The organism is Streptomyces sp. NPDC048352 (assembly GCF_040651895.1).
Lineage (GTDB): Bacteria > Actinomycetota > Actinomycetes > Streptomycetales > Streptomycetaceae > Streptomyces.
Window position 1 is genome coordinate 18,088 of record NZ_JBEZKZ010000031.1, and the last position, 17,619, is coordinate 35,706.

The following is a 17,619-nucleotide window of genomic DNA, read 5'->3' on the forward strand; positions in this document are numbered from 1 at the left end:
GCCAGCAGGACCGTACGGCATGCTCACATCACGAGATGATAACAACACCTACCGCTCTACAGGTATCGGGGCCACGATGGGGCCGTTCGCACCGCACCGCACCGCACTCGACGAGGAGGCACGGCCGTGACCGATGCCGATCAGGTACACGACGAGGACCAGGACCGCGACGACCGGGCCCGCGAGGACGCCGTCGAAGCGGCACTGGGCAAGCTGGACCTCGACACCAAGGCCCGCCTGCTGGCCGGTCGGGACATGTGGTCCCTGCCCGCCCTGCCCGGGATCGGGCTCGGCTCCCTGGTGATGTCCGACGGGCCGATCGGCGTCCGGGGGGTGCGCTGGACCGCCGACGACCCCTCCATCGCGCTGCCCTCCCCGACCGCGCTGGCCGCCGCCTGGGACCCCGCCCTCGCCCGCCGCGCGGGCCGGCTGCTCGCCCAGGAAGCCCGCCGCAAGGGCGTGCACGTCCTCCTCGCCCCCACCGTCAACCTGCACCGCTCCCCGCTGGGCGGCCGCCACTTCGAGTGCTACTCCGAGGACCCCTGCCTCACCGGCGCCATCGGCACCGGCTACGTCAGGGGCGTGCAGGACGGCGGGGTCGCCACCACCGTCAAGCACTTCGTCGGCAACGACGCCGAGACCGAGCGCTTCACCGTCGACAACGTCATCGCCGAGCGCACGCTGCGCGAGCTGTACCTCGCCCCCTTCGAGGCGATCGTCACGGGCGCCCGCCCCTGGGGCGTCATGACCGCCTACAACCGGGTCAACGGCACGACCATGACCGAGCACCGGCACCTGGTGAACGAGGTGCTGCGCGGCGAGTGGGGCTTCGACGGCTGCAACGTCTCCGACTGGATGGCCGCCCGCTCCACCACCGGGGGCATCCTCGGGGGCCTCGACGTGGCCATGCCCGGCCCGCAGACCGTGTACGGGCCCGCGCTGGCCGAAGCCGTGCGCGCCGGGGAGGTCCCCGAGTCCGCCGTCGACGGGGCCGTGCGCAACGTCCTGCGGCTCGCCGCGCGCGTGGGCCTGCTGGAGGGCGCCCCCGCCGTCGTCGCCGAACCGCCCGCGCCGGTCGACGGGCAGGCGCTGGCCCGCGAGCTGGCCGCCCGCGGGTGCGTCCTCGTACGCAACGACGCCGGCGCCCTGCCGCTGGACGCGGGCCCCGGCCGCACCGTCGCCCTGATCGGGGCGGCCGCCCGCGACGCCCGCGTCCTCGGCGGCGGGTCGGCGACCGTCTTCCCCGAGCGGGTGGTGTCACCGCTGGAGGGACTCGCCGCCGCGCTCCCCGAAGGCGCGCTGACCTACGCGGTCGGCGCCGACCCGAGCGGGGAACTCGTGCCCGCCGGCCAGGGCTTCGACCTGCGCGCCGTCTGCCGGGACGCCTCCGGAGCCGTCATCGGCGAGGGCAGCCTGCCGAGCGGGCAGGTGCAGTGGATCGGCGACGACCTGCCCGCGGGGGCCGCGTACGAGACGATGGCCACCATCGAGGTCACCGGTACGTACGTGCCGCGCGAGAGCGGCGAGCACGCCTTCGGCACCCGCGGCCTCGGCGCGTTCACCCTCGCCGTCGGCGGCCGCACCCTCTGGGAGGGCGTCCAGGAGACGGGGGACGAGGCCGACCCCTTCGAGGCGTTCTTCGGAGCGCCCAGCGAGCGCGCCCGGACCGTCCTCACCGAGGGCGAGCCGGTCGGGGTGTCGCTCACGTACCGGGTCCCCGACATGAGCGCGCTGCCGCTGCGGGCGGTGATGTTCTCCCTGCTCCACCTCGGGCCGCGGCGCGACGCCGACGAGCTGATCGCCGAAGCGGTCGGGGCCGCCCGCGCCGCCGACACGGCCGTCGTGGTGGTCGCCACCACCGAGCGGGTGGAGTCCGAGGGCTTCGACCGGCGGGACCTCGCACTGCCCGGCCGCCAGGACGACCTGGTGCGCGCCGTCGCCGCCGCCAACCCGAACACCGTGGTCGTCGTCAACGCGGGCTCCCCGGTGGAACTCTCCTGGCGCGAGGACGTCGCCGCCGTGCTGCTGACCTGGTTCCCCGGACAGGAGGGCGGGGCCGCGCTGGCCGACGTACTCCTCGGGAAGGCGGAGCCCGGCGGGCGGCTGCCCACCACCTGGCCCGCCTCCCTCGCCGACGCACCCGTCACCGAGGTCGTCCCCGCCGACGGGCGGCTGGAGTACCGCGAGGGGCTCTTCATCGGCTACCGGGCGTACGAGGCGCGGGGCGTGGCCCCCGCCTACCCCTTCGGGCACGGCCTCGGCTACACGGACTGGGCGTACGAGTCCCTGGAGGCGGGCCCCGACACGGTCCGGGTCCGCCTCACCAACACCGGGAGCCGGCCCGGCCGGGAGGTGGTCCAGGTCTACCTGGCGCCCGTGGCGGACCGGGCCGGGCGCCCGGCGAGCTGGCTGGCCGGGTTCGCGGGCGCCGAGGCCGGCCCCGGCGAGAGCGTGGAGGTGGAGATCGCGCTGCCCGCCCGGGCCTTCGAGGTCTGGGACGAGGAGGAGCGCGGCTGGCGGCGGATCGGCGGCACCTACGAGGTCCGCGCGAGCCGCTCGCACGCCGACACCCGGCTGACGGCGACCCTCGACCTGTGACGGCCGGGCGGCGCGACACGCCGTAGCGTGAAATTGGCCGGAATCAACCCGTGTACCGGGCCGGGAGCGGACCCTGACACCGCTCCCGGCCCCCCGCGCGTCAACCAGGCGGCGCGGCCGCCGTCACCTGTCGGTGCGCCAGTTCCGCGAGCCGCGCCTGGCCGTCCCGGCCCGGGTGGAACCAGTCCCAGCGGCTCAGCTGTTCCTCGCCGAAGGGGTACTGGAAGACGGCGCCGCCGTCGTAGCGGCACAGCGCGTCGGCCGCGCAGACCTCGCGCAGCACCTCGTTGTACTCGACCACCCGCGCCCGTACCTTCTCGCGGCGCGCGGTCGCCACGGCCTCCGCCGACAGCGGGTCGGCCAGCATGGACTGACAGATCCCCAGCTTCCAGACCTGCCGCACGACCGGGATGTCCTTGCCCTGCTCCCACAGCCGCTGGAGGTCGGGCACGGAGGACACGTACACCTGCGACGCGGGCGACGCTGTCCGCAGGTCCTTCAGGGCCCGGACGAAGTCGGCGCGGAACTGCTCCACCGGCGTCATCGACGAAGCCGTCGGCCGGCAGGCGTCGTTGGAGCCCACCATGACCGTGACCAGGCCGGGCTTGTGCTGGGCCGCCGAGGCCATCTGCCCCGGGAGGTCCGCCATGCGCGAGCCGGTGACCGCGTAGTTCCAGCTGCGCGCCGGCACCTCGGCCTCGCCGAGCAGCCGGGCGGCCAGGGAGCGCACGGCGGGATCGCTGCCGGTCGCCCAGGAGACCTCCGGGCAGTCGGCCAGCACCGAACAGGCGTCGAAGCCGCGGGTGATGGAGTCGCCCACCGCGGCGACCGACGCGGGCGAGGTGTTCCAGCGGGGCGCGGAGTGGCCTCCCCGCTCGTTCCCGGCCGACGGCCCGGCGGAGTCACACCCCGTGACCGTCGCGGCGAGGAGGGCCGCCGCCACGCCCGCGCCCGCGGACGTCCGGCGCGCGAGACGGCGGGCGGCGGTGGTGCGCATGGGGTGGTCCTCCCTCGTCGCCCCGCGTCCTTCCGGGGGCGTCCTGCTGAGTGAATGCTCGGTGTTTACGGGCCTCGGAGCGACCGTACGTCACACCATGCCCCCTGGCGCACGGTAGCTTTTTCCCGTGGCGTTTCGGCCGCCGGTGCCGCAACGCAATGTCAAATAATTTCCGTTACATTACATCACGTCACATACTGTCCGTTTTCTGGAGTTTATTCCCGACCTCGTCCCACACTGGAGGTCCCGGTGACGACACGTGGAGTTCTGTACGTGCATTCCGCACCGCGCGCGCTCTGCCCGCACGTGGAATGGGCTGTTGCGGGGGTGCTCGGGGTGCGGGTGAACCTCGACTGGATCAGACAGCCCGCCTCCCCCGGCACCTGGAGAGCCGAGTTCTCCTGGCAGGCAGAGGCGGGAACCGCCTCGAAACTCGCCTCCGCCCTGCGCGGATGGCACCTGCTGCGCTTCGAGGTGACCGCCGAACCCTGCCCGACCGCCGAGGGCGAGCGCTACAGCTCCACCCCGGAGCTCGGCATCTTCCACGCCGTCACCGGCATGCACGGGGACATCCTGATCCCCGAGGACCGGCTGCGCGCCGCGCTGGCCCGCTCCGCGCGCGGCGAGACCGACCTGGAGGCGGAGATCGCCAAGCTGCTGGGCAAGCCCTGGGACGACGAGCTGGAGCCCTTCCGCTACGCCGGCGAGGGCGCCCCGGTCCGCTGGCTCCACCAGGTGGTCTGAAACCCGTAAGAGGATGGCCCCCCCGGCACTGCCGGGCGGGGGCCATCCTCTTACGGTCTCTGCCTTCAGACGGTGCGGAAGGCGAGGGAGACGTTGTGGCCGCCGAAGCCGAAGGAGTTGTTGATCGCGGAGATCGGGCCGTCGACCGGCAGCTTGCGGGGCTCGCCGCGCACGATGTCCGCGTCGATGTCCTCGTCCAGCTCGTCGACGTTGATGGTCGGCGGGGCGATCCGGTGGTACAGCGCCAGCACGGTCGCGACGGTCTCGATACCGCCCGCGCCGCCCAGCAGGTGGCCGGTCATCGACTTCGTCGCGGAGATCGCGATGTGGTCCAGGTCGTCGCCCAGGACCTTGCGCAGGGCCTTCAGCTCCGCCGTGTCACCCTGCGGGGTGGACGTGGCGTGCGCGTTCACGTGGACCAGCTCGGACGGGTCCAGCTGCGTGTTGTCGAGCAGGTTCTGCACGGCGGCCGCGACACCGCGGCCCGTCGGCTCCGGCTGCGCGATGTGGTGGCTGTCCGCCGACAGGCCCTGGCCCAGCACCTCGCAGTAGACCCGGGCACCGCGCGCGGCGGCGTGCTCGGCGGACTCCAGCACCACGACACCGGCGCCCTCGCCGAGGACGAAGCCGTCGCGGGCCTTGTCGTACGGGCGGGAGGCCGTGGTGGGGCTCTCGTTGTTCTTGGACATCGCCATCATGTTGGCGAACGCCGCGATGGGCAGCGGGTGGATCGCCGCCTCGGTACCACCGGCGACGACCACGTCGGCGCGGCCGGTACGGATCATCTCGACCGCGTACCCGATGGCCTCGGCGCCCGACGCGCACGCGCTGACCGGGGTGTGCACACCGGCGCGGGCGTTGACCTCGAGACCGACGTTGGCCGAGGGGCCGTTCGGCATGAGCATGGGAACGGTGTGCGGGGAGACCCGGCGCACACCCTTCTCCTTCAGTACGTCGTACTGGTCGAGCAGGGTGGTGACACCGCCGATGCCGGAGGCGATCACGGTGCCCAGACGCTCGGGGACGACGGTCGGGCCCTCGCTGTCCGCGGCACCGGCCGGGGCGGTGTAACCCGCGTCGGCCCAGGCCTCGCGGGCCGCGATGAGGGCGAACTGCGCCGAGCGGTCGAGCTTGCGGGCCAGCGGGCGGGGCAGTACCTCGCCCGGGTCCACGGCGGCCTGGGCGGCGATGCGGACCGGCAGTTCGGCGAAGCGCTCGCCCTCCAGGGGCGAGACGCCGGACCGGCCGGCGAGCAGACCTTCCCAGGTCGAAGCGCTGTCGCCACCCAGCGGAGTGGTTGCGCCGATACCGGTGACGACCACGGTGCGATTGGTCGGGCTCACAGGAATTCTTTCTCCACGTCTCAGGGGGTGCTGAATTGTCACGGCGCCACCGCCGGGTGGCGACAAACGCTCGTCAGGCTCAGGCGGCCTGGTGCTTCAGGATGTAGTCAGCGGCGTCGCCGACCGTCTTGAGGTTCTTGACGTCCTCGTCCGGGATCTTGACGTCGAAGCGCTCTTCGGCGGCGACGACGACCTCGACCATGGAGAGCGAGTCGACGTCCAGGTCGTCGGTGAAGGACTTGCCGATCTCGACGTCCTCGACCGGGATGCCCGCGATCTCGTTGACGATCTCCGCGAGACCCTCGACGATTTCGTCCTGCGTGGCGGCCATGTGGCGCTCCTTCTGTAGCTAACTGGTGGATCAGGGCGGGAAGTGATCCCGGCCCTAGGGGAGGGTAACGACCGTCGCGGCGTAGACGAGCCCCGCCCCGAAGCCGATGACGAGCGCGGTGTCGCCGCTCTTCGCCGCTCCGGTCGCCAGGAGCCGCTCCATGGCGAGCGGGATCGAGGCGGCCGACGTGTTGCCGGTGGTTTCCACGTCACGGGCGACCGTGACGTGCTCCGGCAGCTTGAGAGTCTTCACCATCGAGTCGATGATCCGCATGTTGGCCTGGTGCGGAATGAAGACGTCCAGGTCATCCGGGGTGATCCCGGCGGCGTCGAGCGCCTGCTGGGCCACCTTGGCCATCTCGAAGACGGCCCAGCGGAAGACCGCCTGGCCCTCCTGCGTGATGGCCGGGAACTTCTCGCCGCCGTCCTTGCCGAGGTACTCGTCCCACGGCACGGTCTGCTTGATGGTCTCGGACTTGTCGCCCTCCGAGCCCCACACCGTGGGGCCGATGGCCGGCTCGTCCGAGGGGCCGACGACCACGGCGCCGGCGCCGTCGCCGAACAGGAAGGCCGTCGCGCGGTCCTCCAGGTCGGTCAGGTCCGAGAGCCGCTCGACGCCGATGACGAGCACGTACTCGGCGGAACCTTCCACCACCATGCCCTTGGCGAGCGTCAGGCCGTAGCCGAAGCCGGCACAGCCCGCGGAGATGTCGAAGGCCGCGGGCTTGCCCGCGCCGATCCGGTGCGCGATGTCGGTCGCGACGGCCGGGGTCTGCTTGAAGTGCGAGACCGTCGAGACGATCACCGCGCCGATCTGCTCGGGGGAGACCCCGGCGTCGGCGAGCGCCTTGCCGGAAGCCTCCACCGACATCGCGGAGACCGTCTCCTCGGGCGAGGCCCAGTGCCGGGACGCGATGCCGGAGCGGGAGCGGATCCACTCGTCGGACGAGTCGATCGTCTCGAGGATGACCTCGTTGGGCACCACACGGGTCGGACGGTAGCCGCCGACTCCGAGGATGCGGGCGTACGGGGAGCCCTTGGCCGGCTTGATCTTGGACATGCTGTGTGGGCTCCTTCTCTCAGGCCGACTGCTCGGCGATGAGCGCCGCGGCCTTGTCGAGATCGTCCGGCGTCTTCAGTGCCACGCTCGGCACGCCCTTGAGCGCGCGCTTGGCCAGACCGGTGAGGGTCCCGCCCGGGGACAGTTCGACGATCCCGGTGACGCCGAGCTCGGCGAACGTCTCCATGCACAGGTCCCAGCGGACCGGGTTGGCGACCTGGCCGACCAGGCGGGCGACGACGTCGGCGCCCGAGGTGACGACGAGGCCGTCCTTGTTCGAAACGTACGCCATCGCCGGGTCGGCCGGGGAGAGGGCCTCGGCGGCCTTCTCCAGCGTGGTGACCGCGGGGGCCATGTGGTGCGTGTGGAAGGCGCCCGCGACCTGGAGGGTCACGACCTTCATGGAGCCCTCGGGCTTCTCGGCGACCAGGGCCTCGATCTGCTCCTTGGTGCCGGCGGCCACGATCTGGCCCGCGCCGTTGATGTTGGCCGGGGTCAGGCCCAGCTTCTCCAGGTGCGCGACGACCACGTCGCGGTCGCCGCCGAGCACCGCGGCCATGCCCGTCTCGGTGACCGCGGCGGCCTCGGCCATGCCGAGACCGCGGGTGCGTACGAAGGACAGCGCGTCGCCCTCGCTCAGCACACCGGCGACGGCGGCAGCGGTGATCTCACCGACGCTGTGGCCGGCGACGGCACCGAAGGCCGCCGGCGAACCGAGCGCGGAGGCGGACAGCAGGCCGGCCGCGACCAGCAGCGGCTGGGCCACGGCCGTGTCGCGGATCTCGTCCGCGTCGGCGTTCGTGCCGTAGTGGGCGAGGTCGAGCCCGATGGCGTCGGACCACCCCGCCACGCGCTCGGCGGCGCCGGGGAGTTCGAGCCAGGGAGTCAGGAAGCCGGGCGTCTGAGCGCCTTGGCCTGGAGCGACGAGTACGAGCACCCTCACACTCTCTCTTGTGGATGGTCTCCGCCGCCCGTGGGGACAGGGACGAAGAACGGTCGGGGTAATTGTCGATGTCCGACAAAAGTCTAGGACTGAGGATCTCCGTCGGCCAGACGCCCCAGGATCAGGGCGATCCGCAGCGTGAACGCCGACCGGACATCCGACGGTGACCAGCCGGTGACGTCGGTCACACGTCGGAGCCGGTAGCGCACCGTGTTGGGGTGCACGAAGAGCATCCGCGCCGCCCCCTCCAGACTGCTGGCCTGCTCCAGATAGACGCTCAGCGTCTCCAGCAGCGCCGAGCCCGCTTCCTCCAGCGGTCTGTAGATCTCCTCCACCAGCTGTTCCCTGGCCGAGGGATCCGAGGCGATCGCGCGCTCCGGCAGCAGATCGTCCGCCAGCACGGGACGCGGCGCGTCCTGCCAGGCCGTGCAGGCCTTCAGGCCCGCCGCCGCGGCCTGCGCGGACTTCGTCGCGTTCAACAGGTCGGGGACCACCGGCCCCGCCACCACCGGACCCGCCGCGAACGGCCCGATCAGGGACTTCGCCACCTGCATCGGGTTGTCGCTGCCGCCCGCGATCACCACCAGGCGGTCGCCGAGCACCCCGGTGAGCACCTGGAGCTTGTGGTGGCGGGCCGCACGGCGGATCGCCTCCACCGTCAGCTCGCTGTCCCCCTCCGGGGCGGTGCCCAGGACCACGCACACGTGCTCCGGCGAGTTCCAGCCGAGCGCCGCCGCCCGCGACAGCGCGCCCTCGTCGGCCTCGCCCGACAGCACCGCGTTCACGACCAGGGACTCCAGCCGGGCGTCCCACGCGCCGCGTGCCTCGGCGGCCTGGGCGTAGACCTGGGCGGTCGCGAAGGCGATCTCCCGGGCGTACACCAGCAGTGCCTCGCGCAGGATCGACTCGTCGCCGGGGGCCGCCACCTCGTCGATCGCGGCCTCCATGACCTCGATCGTCGTACGGACCATCTCGACGGTCTGGCGCAGCGTGATCGCCCGGGTCAGCTCGCGCGGGGCCGTCCCGAAGACATCGGTGGAGATGGCCTGCGGGGTCTCCGGGTGCCGGAACCACTCCGTGAAGGCCGCGATGCCGGCCTGCGCGACCAGGCCGATCCACGACCGGTTCTCCGGAGGCATCGCCCGGTACCAGGGCAGGTTCTCGTCCATCCGCGCGATGGCGTTGGCGGCGAGCCGCCCGGCGGACTTCTCCAGCCGGCGCAGCGTCGCGGTGTGCGGGTGGACCGGATGCACGGGACGGCTGTCGGGGGACTGCTCACGTTCGGGTTGGGGCACGGGACAAGACTGCCTTATCGGCGCACCGGCGCGGACTCGGGTCCGCGTGCCGGGCTCCCGGCTGCGGATACGGTGGCCCCCATGATCGATGTACGCCGCGCCGCCGACCGGTACGCGGGAGGGGATCCGGCCGCCGGGATCACCACCCGCCACGCGTTCTCCTTCGGGTCCTTCTACGACCCCGACAACATCCGCTTCGGTCCGGTGCTGGCCTGCAACGAGGAGAGCCTGGCCCCGGGCGCCGGCTTCGACGAGCACCCGCACAGCCACACCGAGATCGTCACCTGGGTGGTGGAGGGCGAGCTCACCCACGAGGACAGCACCGGCGCGCACACCGGTACCGTCCGGCCCGGCGACGTCCAGCGGCTGGGCGCCGGATCCGGGGCGCGGCACGTGGAGCGCAACGACGCCGGGGTGCCGCTGCGGTTCGTGCAGACGTGGCTCGCACCGCTGACGGCCGGAGGGGAGCCCGCGTACGAGGTCGTACGCGACCTCGCGGACGGCACCCCGTACGAGGTCCCGGCGGCGGGCGCCGTGCTGCACGTCCGGCGGCCGGGCGCGGGCGAGCGGGTCCCCGTACCGCCGGCGGAACGGGTCTACCTGCACGTGGTGCGCGGGGACCTGCGGCTCGACGGGCAGGAACTGGGCCCGGGGGACTCGGCGCGGATCACCGGCGAGAAGGACCTGGAGATCACCGCCGGGTCCCCGGGCGAGCTGCTGATCTGGGAGCTGCCGGCCTAGCTAGGCTGCGCGCAGTTCGGCGAGGACCGCGTCGGTGAACGGGGTCCAGGCCTCGACGGCCCAGGGGCCGAAGGCGCGGTCGGTCAGCGCCACGCAGGCGGCGCGGACGTCGGGGTCCACCCACAGGAAGGTGCCGGACTGGCCGAAGTGGCCGAAGGTGCGCGGGGAGGACGTCAGGCCCGTCCAGTGCGGGGACTTGCCGTCACGGATCTCCAGGCCCAGGCCCCAGTCGTTGGGCGACTGGTGCCCGTAGCCCGGCAGGACGCCCTTGAGGCCGGGGTGGACCACGGAGGTGGCCTCGGCGACGGTACGGACGTCGAGCAGCCGTGGCGCCTGGAGTTCGGCGGCGAAGCGGGCGAGGTCGGCGACGGTGGAGACGCCGTCCTTGGCGGGGGAGCCCTCCAGGCTGGAGGAGGCCATGCCGAGCGGCTCGAAGACGGCCTGGTGCAGGTACTCCGCGAAGGGGATGCCGGTGGCCTTCGCGAGGTGGTCGCCGAGCACCTCGAAACCGGCGTTCGAGTACAGCCGGCGCTGCCCGGGCGGGGCCGCGGCACGGTGCTCGTCGAAGGCCAGGCCGCTGGTGTGCGCGAGGAGGTGACGGACCGTCGACCCCTCCGGTCCGGCCGGCTCGTCCAGTTCGAGCGCCCCCTCCTCGTACGCGACGAGGACGGCGTACGCGGCGAGCGGCTTGGTGACCGAGGCCAGCGGGAAGCGGCGGGCCGTGTCACCGTGGGAGCCGGCCAGGCTCCCGTCGGCGCGTACGACGGCCGCCGCGGCGGACGGTACCGGCCAGGTGTCGATGGCCCGCAGGCTCTCCATGCTCTCCATGCGGCCGAGCCTACTTGCTTGGAGTGCACTCCAGGGTTTTAGCGTAGGGCCATGAGCCTGACGCAGACGCGGTACACGATCAGCGAGGTCGAGGCCCGGACCGGTCTGACCCAGCACACCCTGCGCTGGTACGAGCGGATCGGCCTGATGCCGCACGTGGACCGCTCCCATTCGGGACAGCGGCGGTTCAGCGACAAGGACCTCGGCTGGCTGGCGTTCGTGGGCAAGCTGCGCGCCACCGGGATGTCGGTGGCGGACATGGTGCGCTACGCCGAACTCGTCCGCGAGGGGGAGCACACCGTGGACGAGCGCCGGGAGCTGCTGGAGCGCACGCGCCGCGAGGTCCGGGCGCGGCTCGCGGAGCTGACGGACGCGCTCGGCGTCCTCGACCTGAAGATCAGCATGTACGCGCTGAACGGGACGTGCACGGACACGGCGGGCCGGCGCTCGGGGGACGCGGCCGCGCGGACGGCCCAGGCGTGACGGAGCGCCGTCCGCGCCCCCGGTAGGCGCTCAGGCTCCCGCGGCGAAGCGGTCGCGCAGCGCCGCGTACTCGGCGTCCGTCAGCAGCCCCGTGCTGTGCAGCTCGCTCAGGTGGGTCAGCCGGTCGTCGGACGTCCGGGCGCGCGGCACCGCGCCCACCGGCGCCCGCTCCCGCAGCGCGGCGAGGACGGCGGCCGCGAACGGCAGGGACTCGTGCACCGCCCCGTACCCGGCCCCGAACACCGCGGCCGTCAGGTCGTGGTCCGGCGGCGCGGGGTCCCCGGCGGCGTCGCGGGGCCGCAGCCGCAGGTAGCCGCCGCCCGGGCGGTCCGGGGAGGCCCACTCGACGCCGGACAGGCCGGCCAGCGCGAACCGCTGGTCGCCCGCCCGCCACTTGGCGCTGCTGGCCCCGGTACGGGACCACTGGAAGGTGACCGCGGAGCCGTCGAAGCCCACCCGGGCGTCGTACGCCTTCAGCTGGAGCGGCGGCCGCGCCACCCCGACGAGGAAGCGGTCGGCGGGCTCGGCGGCACGGGGCCCCAGCCGCCCGCGCACCGCGTCGGCGAAGGCCGCGGCCTGCGGCGCCCGGTCCGCGGGCAGCACCAGCCGGTACGGATCGCAGCCCTCCTTCAGCTGCCCGGCGGCAGCCTCCATCAGCGGATCGGCGCCCGCGCGCGGTACGGCGCGCAGCACGACCGTGTCCCGCCGGCCCATCGCCCCGGCGGCGGCGCTCACATCGATCCCGGACAGCGCTTCCAGGGGGATCCGGCGCTCGCCCAGTGCGTGCCAGAGGCGTGGAGTTCGCATCCCCCGTGCGAAGCGGATGAGCACCGAGTCCGAGTCGAACTCCCAGACGGCATGATTTCCGGCCAGTACGTCACCCATGCGGCACATCGTAAAGGGACACGCCCCCGCGCGTCCCCCTCGTCATCCGGCCCGGTTTTTTCGGCTTGCTACGGGTGCGGGGCGGGGGGTGTCCCCGTCAGTCACCCTGCGTGCCGGAAATTCCGAGCCGGCAGTCGTCGGTTCCGTTCGCGCACGCGACGGAACCGAAGGCGCCGGTTCCGATCTTGGCGAAGTTGCCCAGGGAGGCCGTACCTGGCTCGAAATAGCCGGTGTGGCTCCGGGCGCCCTCGGAGGACAGCAGCCGCGCGCCGAAGGCGGGGGACACCGGGTCCGCGCCGTGGCCCACCCCGCCGACCTCCAGGTGCGGCACGCCGGAGATCCAGTCGCCCTCGTCGCGCATCGCCCAGACGCGCGCGGTGGTGTGCAGGCCGGCGGCGTTGTCGGTCCGCATGCCGGGGCTGCCCGCGACCACCAGGTCGGTCACCCGGGCCGGCAGCCGGTGCGCGGCCACCCCGCACACGACCGACCCGTAGCTGTGGCAGAACAGGGCCACGCTCGCGTCCCCGGGCAGGGCCGCGGCCAGGGATTCCAGCCGTACGGCGCCCTGGACGGCGAGCCGGCCGGTGGCGGCGTCCACGCCGACCCCGGTGGGGGCGGTGTAGCCGGCCCAGGCGATGACGGCGGTGCGGCCGGCCGGCGCGGCCGCGCGCTCGGCCTCGTACAGGGACCGCCCCATGCCGGCGGGGGCGGTGAGGCGGCGCTGGCTGCGCTCGAAGGTGACGGCGTCGGTGTCGACGCCGGGGACGACCACCGAGACCCGGCGGGCGGACGCGAGGTCGCCGAAGACCTCGGCCACGAGGCCGCCGCCGGTGGGGTCGAAGACGAGGATCTGCCGGCCGGGCTCGGCGAGGGACTCGAAGCGGTGGGCGCGCCGGACGGCCGTGGCGCGGTCGGCGGGGGTCAGGGCGACGTCCCGGCCGCGGGACTCCTCCGCCCGCGCGGCCCGCGCCAGGGAGTGGCGGTTGGCCCGGTAGCGGGTCTCGGCGGGGGCCCCGTCGAGGTTGCCGACCACGAGCGGGTAGCCGTCGGCGAGGCGGGCGCGCTGGGCGCCGTCGAGCCCGGCGAAGAAGCGGGCCACCGTCCGTACGGGGGCGTCGGCGGGCGGCACGGCCCGGCCGTCGATCCGGGCCGCGGCCCACGCGGTGAGCTCGGCGGCCCGCGCCTGGATCCCGGTGTCGGGGCGGTGCACGGCGGTCCAGCCGGTCGTCGCCAGCATCAGGAACACGACCGCGAGCGCGAGCAGGGCGCGCAGGGCGGCGGGACGCGCGGGGGCGTCCGGGAAAGTGGGGGCGGGGCGGCCGGGCAGTTTCACTGGAGCCAGACTAAAAGACCGCTGGAGGCCGTGGCGTGCCGGGTGACCGGGCTCACGGCCGGTCGTGGGACACATCTCCCGGCCGGTCACGCTCCGTTGCGCCGGACGGCCTCCGGGCCGGATGGGCGCGGGCGCCGCGACGGCCGTCGGCGCCACTCCTAGGCCGTGTCCTTCGGCTCGTTCCGGACGGCGACCGGCGGGCGGCGCCAGTCCGCCGCGAGGGCCGGGCCGATCTGGTCGAGGTAGGCCTCGGTCATCCGCCGGATCGCGGCCACGCTGGTGTCCTCGCCCTGGCCCCAGAGCCGGCCGGTGACCCGCATGACCCCGCAGAACGCGGCGACCGCCACCCGGGGCCGCGGGTCGGTGTCCAGGTCGGCCCCCTCGCGGGCGGCGATCAGCCGGGCGATCTCCTCCTCCAGCTCGGTCGAGCGCCGCAGGTGGACGGCGAGCAGGGCCGGGGTGGACTCGATCAGCTGGTAGCCCCGCATGTAGAGGTCGATGGGCACGACGTCGGAGATGGCCTCCTCGACGGTGTCCCAGGCGGCCAGCACCGCGTTGCGCATGGCCTCCAGCGGGGCCTCGTCCGCCGGCCGGGCCCGCAGGGCGGCCAGGAAGTGGGACTCGACCAGGTCCTGGACGGCGAACGCGACCTCCTCCTTGTTGGCGAAGTAGCGGAAGAAGGTGCGCTGGGACACCTCCACGGTGTCGGTGATCTCGTCGACCGTGGTCCGTTCGTAGCCCTGCGAGATGAACAGGAGCAGCGCGGCGCGCAGCAGCGCGTCCCGGGTGCGCCGTTTCTTGCGCTCGCGCAGTCCGGCCACCGGCACGGGCCGCTCGTCGGTCATCACCGCGGGGGTCCTCTCTGATCCCGAGCGCACGGGCTCGATCTGACGCTGAGTAAGCGGTCAGGGTACCTGTGACGGACCTGACAGCCGCTGCCGCGTTGAGCCGTCTGTGAAGTGTCAGTCGCTGTCATTAGCCTGTTCGTATGACTGATCAGATCACCCTCGCCAAGGACTCAGGCCCTGCCCCGGCGCGCGCCGGACTGCGCGGCCACCCGTGGTTGACGCTGTTCGCCGTGGCGATCGGGGTCATGATGGTCACCCTCGACGGCACGATCGTCGCCGTCGCCAACCCCGCGATCCAGAAGGACCTCGGCGCCAGCCTCGCCGAAGTGCAGTGGATCACCAATGGCTACCTGCTGGCCCTCGCGGTCTCCCTGATCACCGCCGGCAAGCTCGGCGACCGCTTCGGGCACCGCCAGACCTTCCTCATCGGCATCGCCGGCTTCGCGCTCTCCTCGGCCGCGATCGGCCTGTCCACCGGGGTCGGGCTCGTCATCGGCTTTCGCGTCGCCCAAGGCCTCTTCGGCGCCCTGCTGATGCCGGCCGCCCTCGGCCTGCTGCGCGCCACGTTCCCCGCCGAGAAGCTCAACATGGCCATCGGCATCTGGGGCATGGTCATCGGCGCCTCGACCGCCGCCGGGCCCATCGTCGGCGGCCTGCTCGTCGAGCACGTCAGCTGGCAGTCCGTCTTCTTCATCAACGTGCCGGTCGGTGTGATCGCGCTGCTGTTCGGCCTGTTCATCCTGCTCGACCACCGCGCCGAGAACGCCCCGCGCTCCTTCGACCTGCCGGGCATCGCGCTCCTGTCGGCCGCGATGTTCTCCCTGATCTGGGCGCTCATAAAGGCCGCCGAGTGGGGCTGGGGCGACACCAGGACCCTGCTCTTCCTCGGCGGGTCCGTGGTGTGCTTCGTGCTCTTCGCGCTCTGGGAGACCAAGGTCTCCGAGCCGCTGATCCCGCTCGGCATGTTCCGCTCGCTGCCGCTGTCCGCCGGCACCGTGCTGATGGTCCTGATGGCCTTCGCCTTCATGGGCGGCCTGTTCTTCGTCACCTTCTACCTGCAGAACGTGCACGGCATGAGCCCGGTCGACAGCGGCCTGCACCTGCTGCCGCTCACCGGCATGATGATCATCGGCTCGCCGCTGGCCGGCGCCGCCATCACCAAGGTCGGCCCGCGCGTGCCGCTCGTCGCCGGCATGGCCGCCACCGCCGCCGCCTGCTTCGGGATGGCCCGGCTCACCCCGGACACCGGCACCCTCACCATGTCGCTCTGGTTCGCCCTGCTCGGCCTCGGCCTCGCCCCCGTCATGGTCGGCGCCACCGAGGTCATCGTCGGCAACGCCCCGCTCGAACTGTCCGGCGTGGCCGGCGGCCTCCAGCAGGCCGCCATGCAGGTCGGCGGCAGCCTCGGCACCGCCGTCCTCGGCGCGGTCATGGCCGCCGAGGTCAGTGACACTTTCGGGGACAACTGGCAGCGGGCGAACCTGCCCCCGCTCACCCCGGAGCAGCTCGAACTCGCCGAGAAGGGAGTCCAGGTCGGCATCGCCCCCGTCCCGCCCGGCCTCCCCGAGCCGGTCGCCCAGGCCATCTCCACCGTCGCCCACGACACCTTCGTGTCCGGCATGAGCACGGCCTTCACGTGCGCCGGAGCCGTCGCCGTCCTCGCCGCGATCGTCGCCTGCTTCACCAAGCGCGGGCAGAACGCCGAGGCCGGCGCGGGCGGTGCGGCCCACATCTGAGCAGCTCCGACCGGCGTTACGGGCCCGTCAACCCCGCGCCCGCCACAGCCCCGCCGGACGGTTCCGGCGGGGCTGTCGCCTATCAGGATGGACCCGTCCCGAGCCCCTTCCGCCCGGCCGTCGACGCAGGTCAGCGTGGTGTCGACGGAGCGCCGGAAACGGTCCGGGGCCCGTCCGTCAAGGAGGAGCTGACCCCGTCATGCGTACGTGGAGCACCGCACGCGTCATCACCGTCGCCGCCGCCCTGCTGGCCGCCGCCACCCTGATCCCGGGCACGGCCGCCGACGCCCACGCCGCCGGCCCGCCCTGCGCCACCGGGCAGCTGTGCCTGTGGCTGAAACCGGACTTCAAGGGCACCAAGCAGACCTACGACCTGAGCACCCTCGACATCAACAGCTGCACCGCGCTCCCCCCGGGGCCCGCCGGGGCCGCCTACCAGTCGCTCGTCAACCGGACCGGGCGCCCGGTGACCACGTACCAGTCGGACGTGTGCGCGGAGACCGGGGAGTTCCAGACCTACCCGGGCGACGGCATCTGGCTGCCCCAGTCCGCCTACCAGATCAAGGCGTTCAAGATCTGGGAGCGGTAGCCCCCGCCTGCTCGCCGGCGGCGGCGGTCTGCGCGGGCATCGCGCCCTGGCCGCCGCCGCCCAGCAGGGACACCTCCGCACGCAGCGCCCGTACCTCCGCCTGGAGTTCCCGGATGGCCTCCAGCTGGAGCCGCTCCACCTGGTCGTCCCGTTCGAAGCGGGCGATGAACCAGGCGGCGATGTTGGCGGTCACCACACCGAGCAGGGCGATCCCCGACAGCATCAGCCCGACCGCCAGCACCCGGCCCAGACCGGTGGTGGGGGAGTGGTCCCCGTACCCGACCGTGGTCATCGTCGTGAAGGACCACCACACCGCGTCGCCGAGGTTCCTGATGTTGCCCTCGGGGGCGTCCCGCTCCACGCTCAGCACCGCCAGCGAGCCGAACATCAGCAGCCCCACCACGGCACCGGCCACATAGGTGGTCAGCCGGACCTGCGGAGCCATCCGGGCCCGCCGCCCCACCAGCAGCAACGTCGCCACCAGCCGCAGCAGCCGCAGCGGCTGTACCAGCGGCAGCACCACCGCGGCCAGGTCCAGCCAGTGCGTGCGCACGAAGTGCCCGCGGTCCCGCGTGAGGCCCAGCCGTACGAGGTAGTCGACGGCGAAGGCGCCCCACACCACCCACTCCGCGTACGTGCACGCGCGGTGCACGGACGCCTCCGCTTCCGGGGCGACGATCGGCACCGCGTACGCGACGGCGAAGGCGACGGCGAGGACGAGCAGCGGGGTCTGGCTCCGCCGCTCCCACAGCAGCTGGCGGGAGGTTTCCTTCATGCGCAGCATCGTAAGGAACGGGTAAAGCGAAGGCGCCCCGGCGGAGCCGGGGGCACCCGGCCGGGGTACGCGCGGGCCCCCGCCCGGCATC

The 17,619-nt window shown here is 73.2% G+C and carries 17 protein-coding genes; 6 read left to right on the top strand and 11 right to left on the bottom strand.

The annotated features are described in order from the left end of the window. Nucleotides 1–126: 126 nt before the first annotated feature. Complete coding sequence (locus AB0D45_RS17980) at nucleotides 127–2,598, top strand: glycoside hydrolase family 3 C-terminal domain-containing protein (protein WP_362459908.1); 2,472 nt, start codon at nucleotides 127–129, stop codon at nucleotides 2,596–2,598. A 100-nt stretch (nucleotides 2,599–2,698) separates the two neighbouring features. On the opposite strand, the gene AB0D45_RS17985 is transcribed toward AB0D45_RS17980, so the two are convergent. Continuing rightward, nucleotides 2,699–3,595, bottom strand: coding sequence for an SGNH/GDSL hydrolase family protein (locus AB0D45_RS17985; RefSeq protein ID WP_362459911.1), 897 nt, complete (start codon nucleotides 3,593–3,595; stop codon nucleotides 2,699–2,701). Between the two features lie 249 nt (nucleotides 3,596–3,844). On the opposite strand from AB0D45_RS17985, the gene AB0D45_RS17990 reads away from it, so the two are divergent. Then, on the top strand, nucleotides 3,845–4,339 hold the full coding sequence (locus AB0D45_RS17990; protein ID WP_030160508.1) for a DUF3145 domain-containing protein: 495 nt from the start codon (nucleotides 3,845–3,847) through the stop codon (nucleotides 4,337–4,339). Nucleotides 4,340–4,404: 65 nt separating this feature from the next. Here AB0D45_RS17990 and fabF read toward each other — a convergent pair whose 3' ends face one another. The 5 genes from fabF to AB0D45_RS18015 form a co-directional block, all read right to left on the bottom strand. Continuing rightward, nucleotides 4,405–5,682 carry a beta-ketoacyl-ACP synthase II gene (gene fabF, locus AB0D45_RS17995; RefSeq protein WP_362459914.1) on the bottom strand — a complete coding sequence of 426 codons (1,278 nt, stop codon included), beginning with the start codon at nucleotides 5,680–5,682 and terminating at the stop codon, nucleotides 4,405–4,407. 79 nt (nucleotides 5,683–5,761) lie between these two features. Then, nucleotides 5,762–6,013, bottom strand: a complete 252-nt coding sequence (locus AB0D45_RS18000; protein WP_361604153.1) for an acyl carrier protein — start codon at nucleotides 6,011–6,013, stop codon at nucleotides 5,762–5,764. Nucleotides 6,014–6,067: 54 nt separating this feature from the next. Next, complete coding sequence (locus tag AB0D45_RS18005) at nucleotides 6,068–7,072, bottom strand: ketoacyl-ACP synthase III (RefSeq protein ID WP_362459917.1); 1,005 nt, start codon at nucleotides 7,070–7,072, stop codon at nucleotides 6,068–6,070. Between the two features lie 19 nt (nucleotides 7,073–7,091). Continuing rightward, nucleotides 7,092–8,009 carry an ACP S-malonyltransferase gene (locus tag AB0D45_RS18010; RefSeq protein WP_361604159.1) on the bottom strand — a complete coding sequence of 306 codons (918 nt, stop codon included), beginning with the start codon at nucleotides 8,007–8,009 and terminating at the stop codon, nucleotides 7,092–7,094. Between the two features lie 89 nt (nucleotides 8,010–8,098). Then, the gene (locus AB0D45_RS18015; protein WP_361604162.1) at nucleotides 8,099–9,310 is read right to left on the bottom strand and encodes a helix-turn-helix domain-containing protein; all 1,212 of its coding nucleotides are present in this window, start codon (nucleotides 9,308–9,310) and stop codon (nucleotides 8,099–8,101) included. Between the two features lie 81 nt (nucleotides 9,311–9,391). On the opposite strand from AB0D45_RS18015, the gene AB0D45_RS18020 reads away from it, so the two are divergent. Further along, complete coding sequence (locus AB0D45_RS18020; RefSeq protein ID WP_361604165.1) at nucleotides 9,392–10,051, top strand: pirin family protein; 660 nt, start codon at nucleotides 9,392–9,394, stop codon at nucleotides 10,049–10,051. Here AB0D45_RS18020 and AB0D45_RS18025 read toward each other — a convergent pair whose 3' ends face one another. Continuing rightward, nucleotides 10,052–10,870, bottom strand: a complete 819-nt coding sequence (locus AB0D45_RS18025) for a serine hydrolase domain-containing protein (protein ID WP_362460031.1) — start codon at nucleotides 10,868–10,870, stop codon at nucleotides 10,052–10,054. Nucleotides 10,871–10,930: 60 nt separating this feature from the next. Here AB0D45_RS18025 and AB0D45_RS18030 point away from each other — a divergent pair, with 60 nt between their 5' ends. Further along, the gene (locus AB0D45_RS18030; RefSeq protein ID WP_362459922.1) at nucleotides 10,931–11,362 is read left to right on the top strand and encodes a MerR family transcriptional regulator; all 432 of its coding nucleotides are present in this window, start codon (nucleotides 10,931–10,933) and stop codon (nucleotides 11,360–11,362) included. Nucleotides 11,363–11,392: 30 nt separating this feature from the next. Here the strand turns inward: AB0D45_RS18030 and AB0D45_RS18035 are convergent, their stop codons facing one another. The 3 genes from AB0D45_RS18035 to AB0D45_RS18045 all read right to left on the bottom strand — a co-directional run bounded on the left by AB0D45_RS18035 (nucleotide 11,393) and on the right by AB0D45_RS18045 (nucleotide 14,425). Then, nucleotides 11,393–12,247 (bottom strand): DUF4429 domain-containing protein, encoded by an 855-nt coding sequence (locus AB0D45_RS18035; protein WP_362459925.1) that lies wholly within the window; start codon nucleotides 12,245–12,247, stop codon nucleotides 11,393–11,395. Between the two features lie 97 nt (nucleotides 12,248–12,344). Beyond that, complete coding sequence (locus AB0D45_RS18040) at nucleotides 12,345–13,484, bottom strand: alpha/beta hydrolase (protein ID WP_362460034.1); 1,140 nt, start codon at nucleotides 13,482–13,484, stop codon at nucleotides 12,345–12,347. A 254-nt stretch (nucleotides 13,485–13,738) separates the two neighbouring features. Continuing rightward, entirely contained in the window at nucleotides 13,739–14,425 is a 687-nt protein-coding gene (locus AB0D45_RS18045) for a TetR family transcriptional regulator (RefSeq protein ID WP_362459928.1), read from the bottom strand. Between the two features lie 143 nt (nucleotides 14,426–14,568). Here AB0D45_RS18045 and AB0D45_RS18050 point away from each other — a divergent pair, with 143 nt between their 5' ends. After that, entirely contained in the window at nucleotides 14,569–16,164 is a 1,596-nt protein-coding gene (locus AB0D45_RS18050; protein WP_362459931.1) for an MFS transporter, read from the top strand. 199 nt (nucleotides 16,165–16,363) lie between these two features. Then, nucleotides 16,364–16,753, top strand: coding sequence for a peptidase inhibitor family I36 protein (locus tag AB0D45_RS18055; RefSeq protein WP_361604179.1), 390 nt, complete (start codon nucleotides 16,364–16,366; stop codon nucleotides 16,751–16,753). On the opposite strand, the gene AB0D45_RS18060 is transcribed toward AB0D45_RS18055, so the two are convergent. Further along, nucleotides 16,734–17,528: a potassium channel family protein gene (locus AB0D45_RS18060; RefSeq protein ID WP_362459934.1), complete on the bottom strand. Its 795-nt coding sequence runs from the start codon at nucleotides 17,526–17,528 to the stop codon at nucleotides 16,734–16,736. The two genes, AB0D45_RS18055 and AB0D45_RS18060, sit on opposite strands and share 20 nt — an antisense overlap. Between the last annotated feature and the right edge of the window lie 91 nt (nucleotides 17,529–17,619).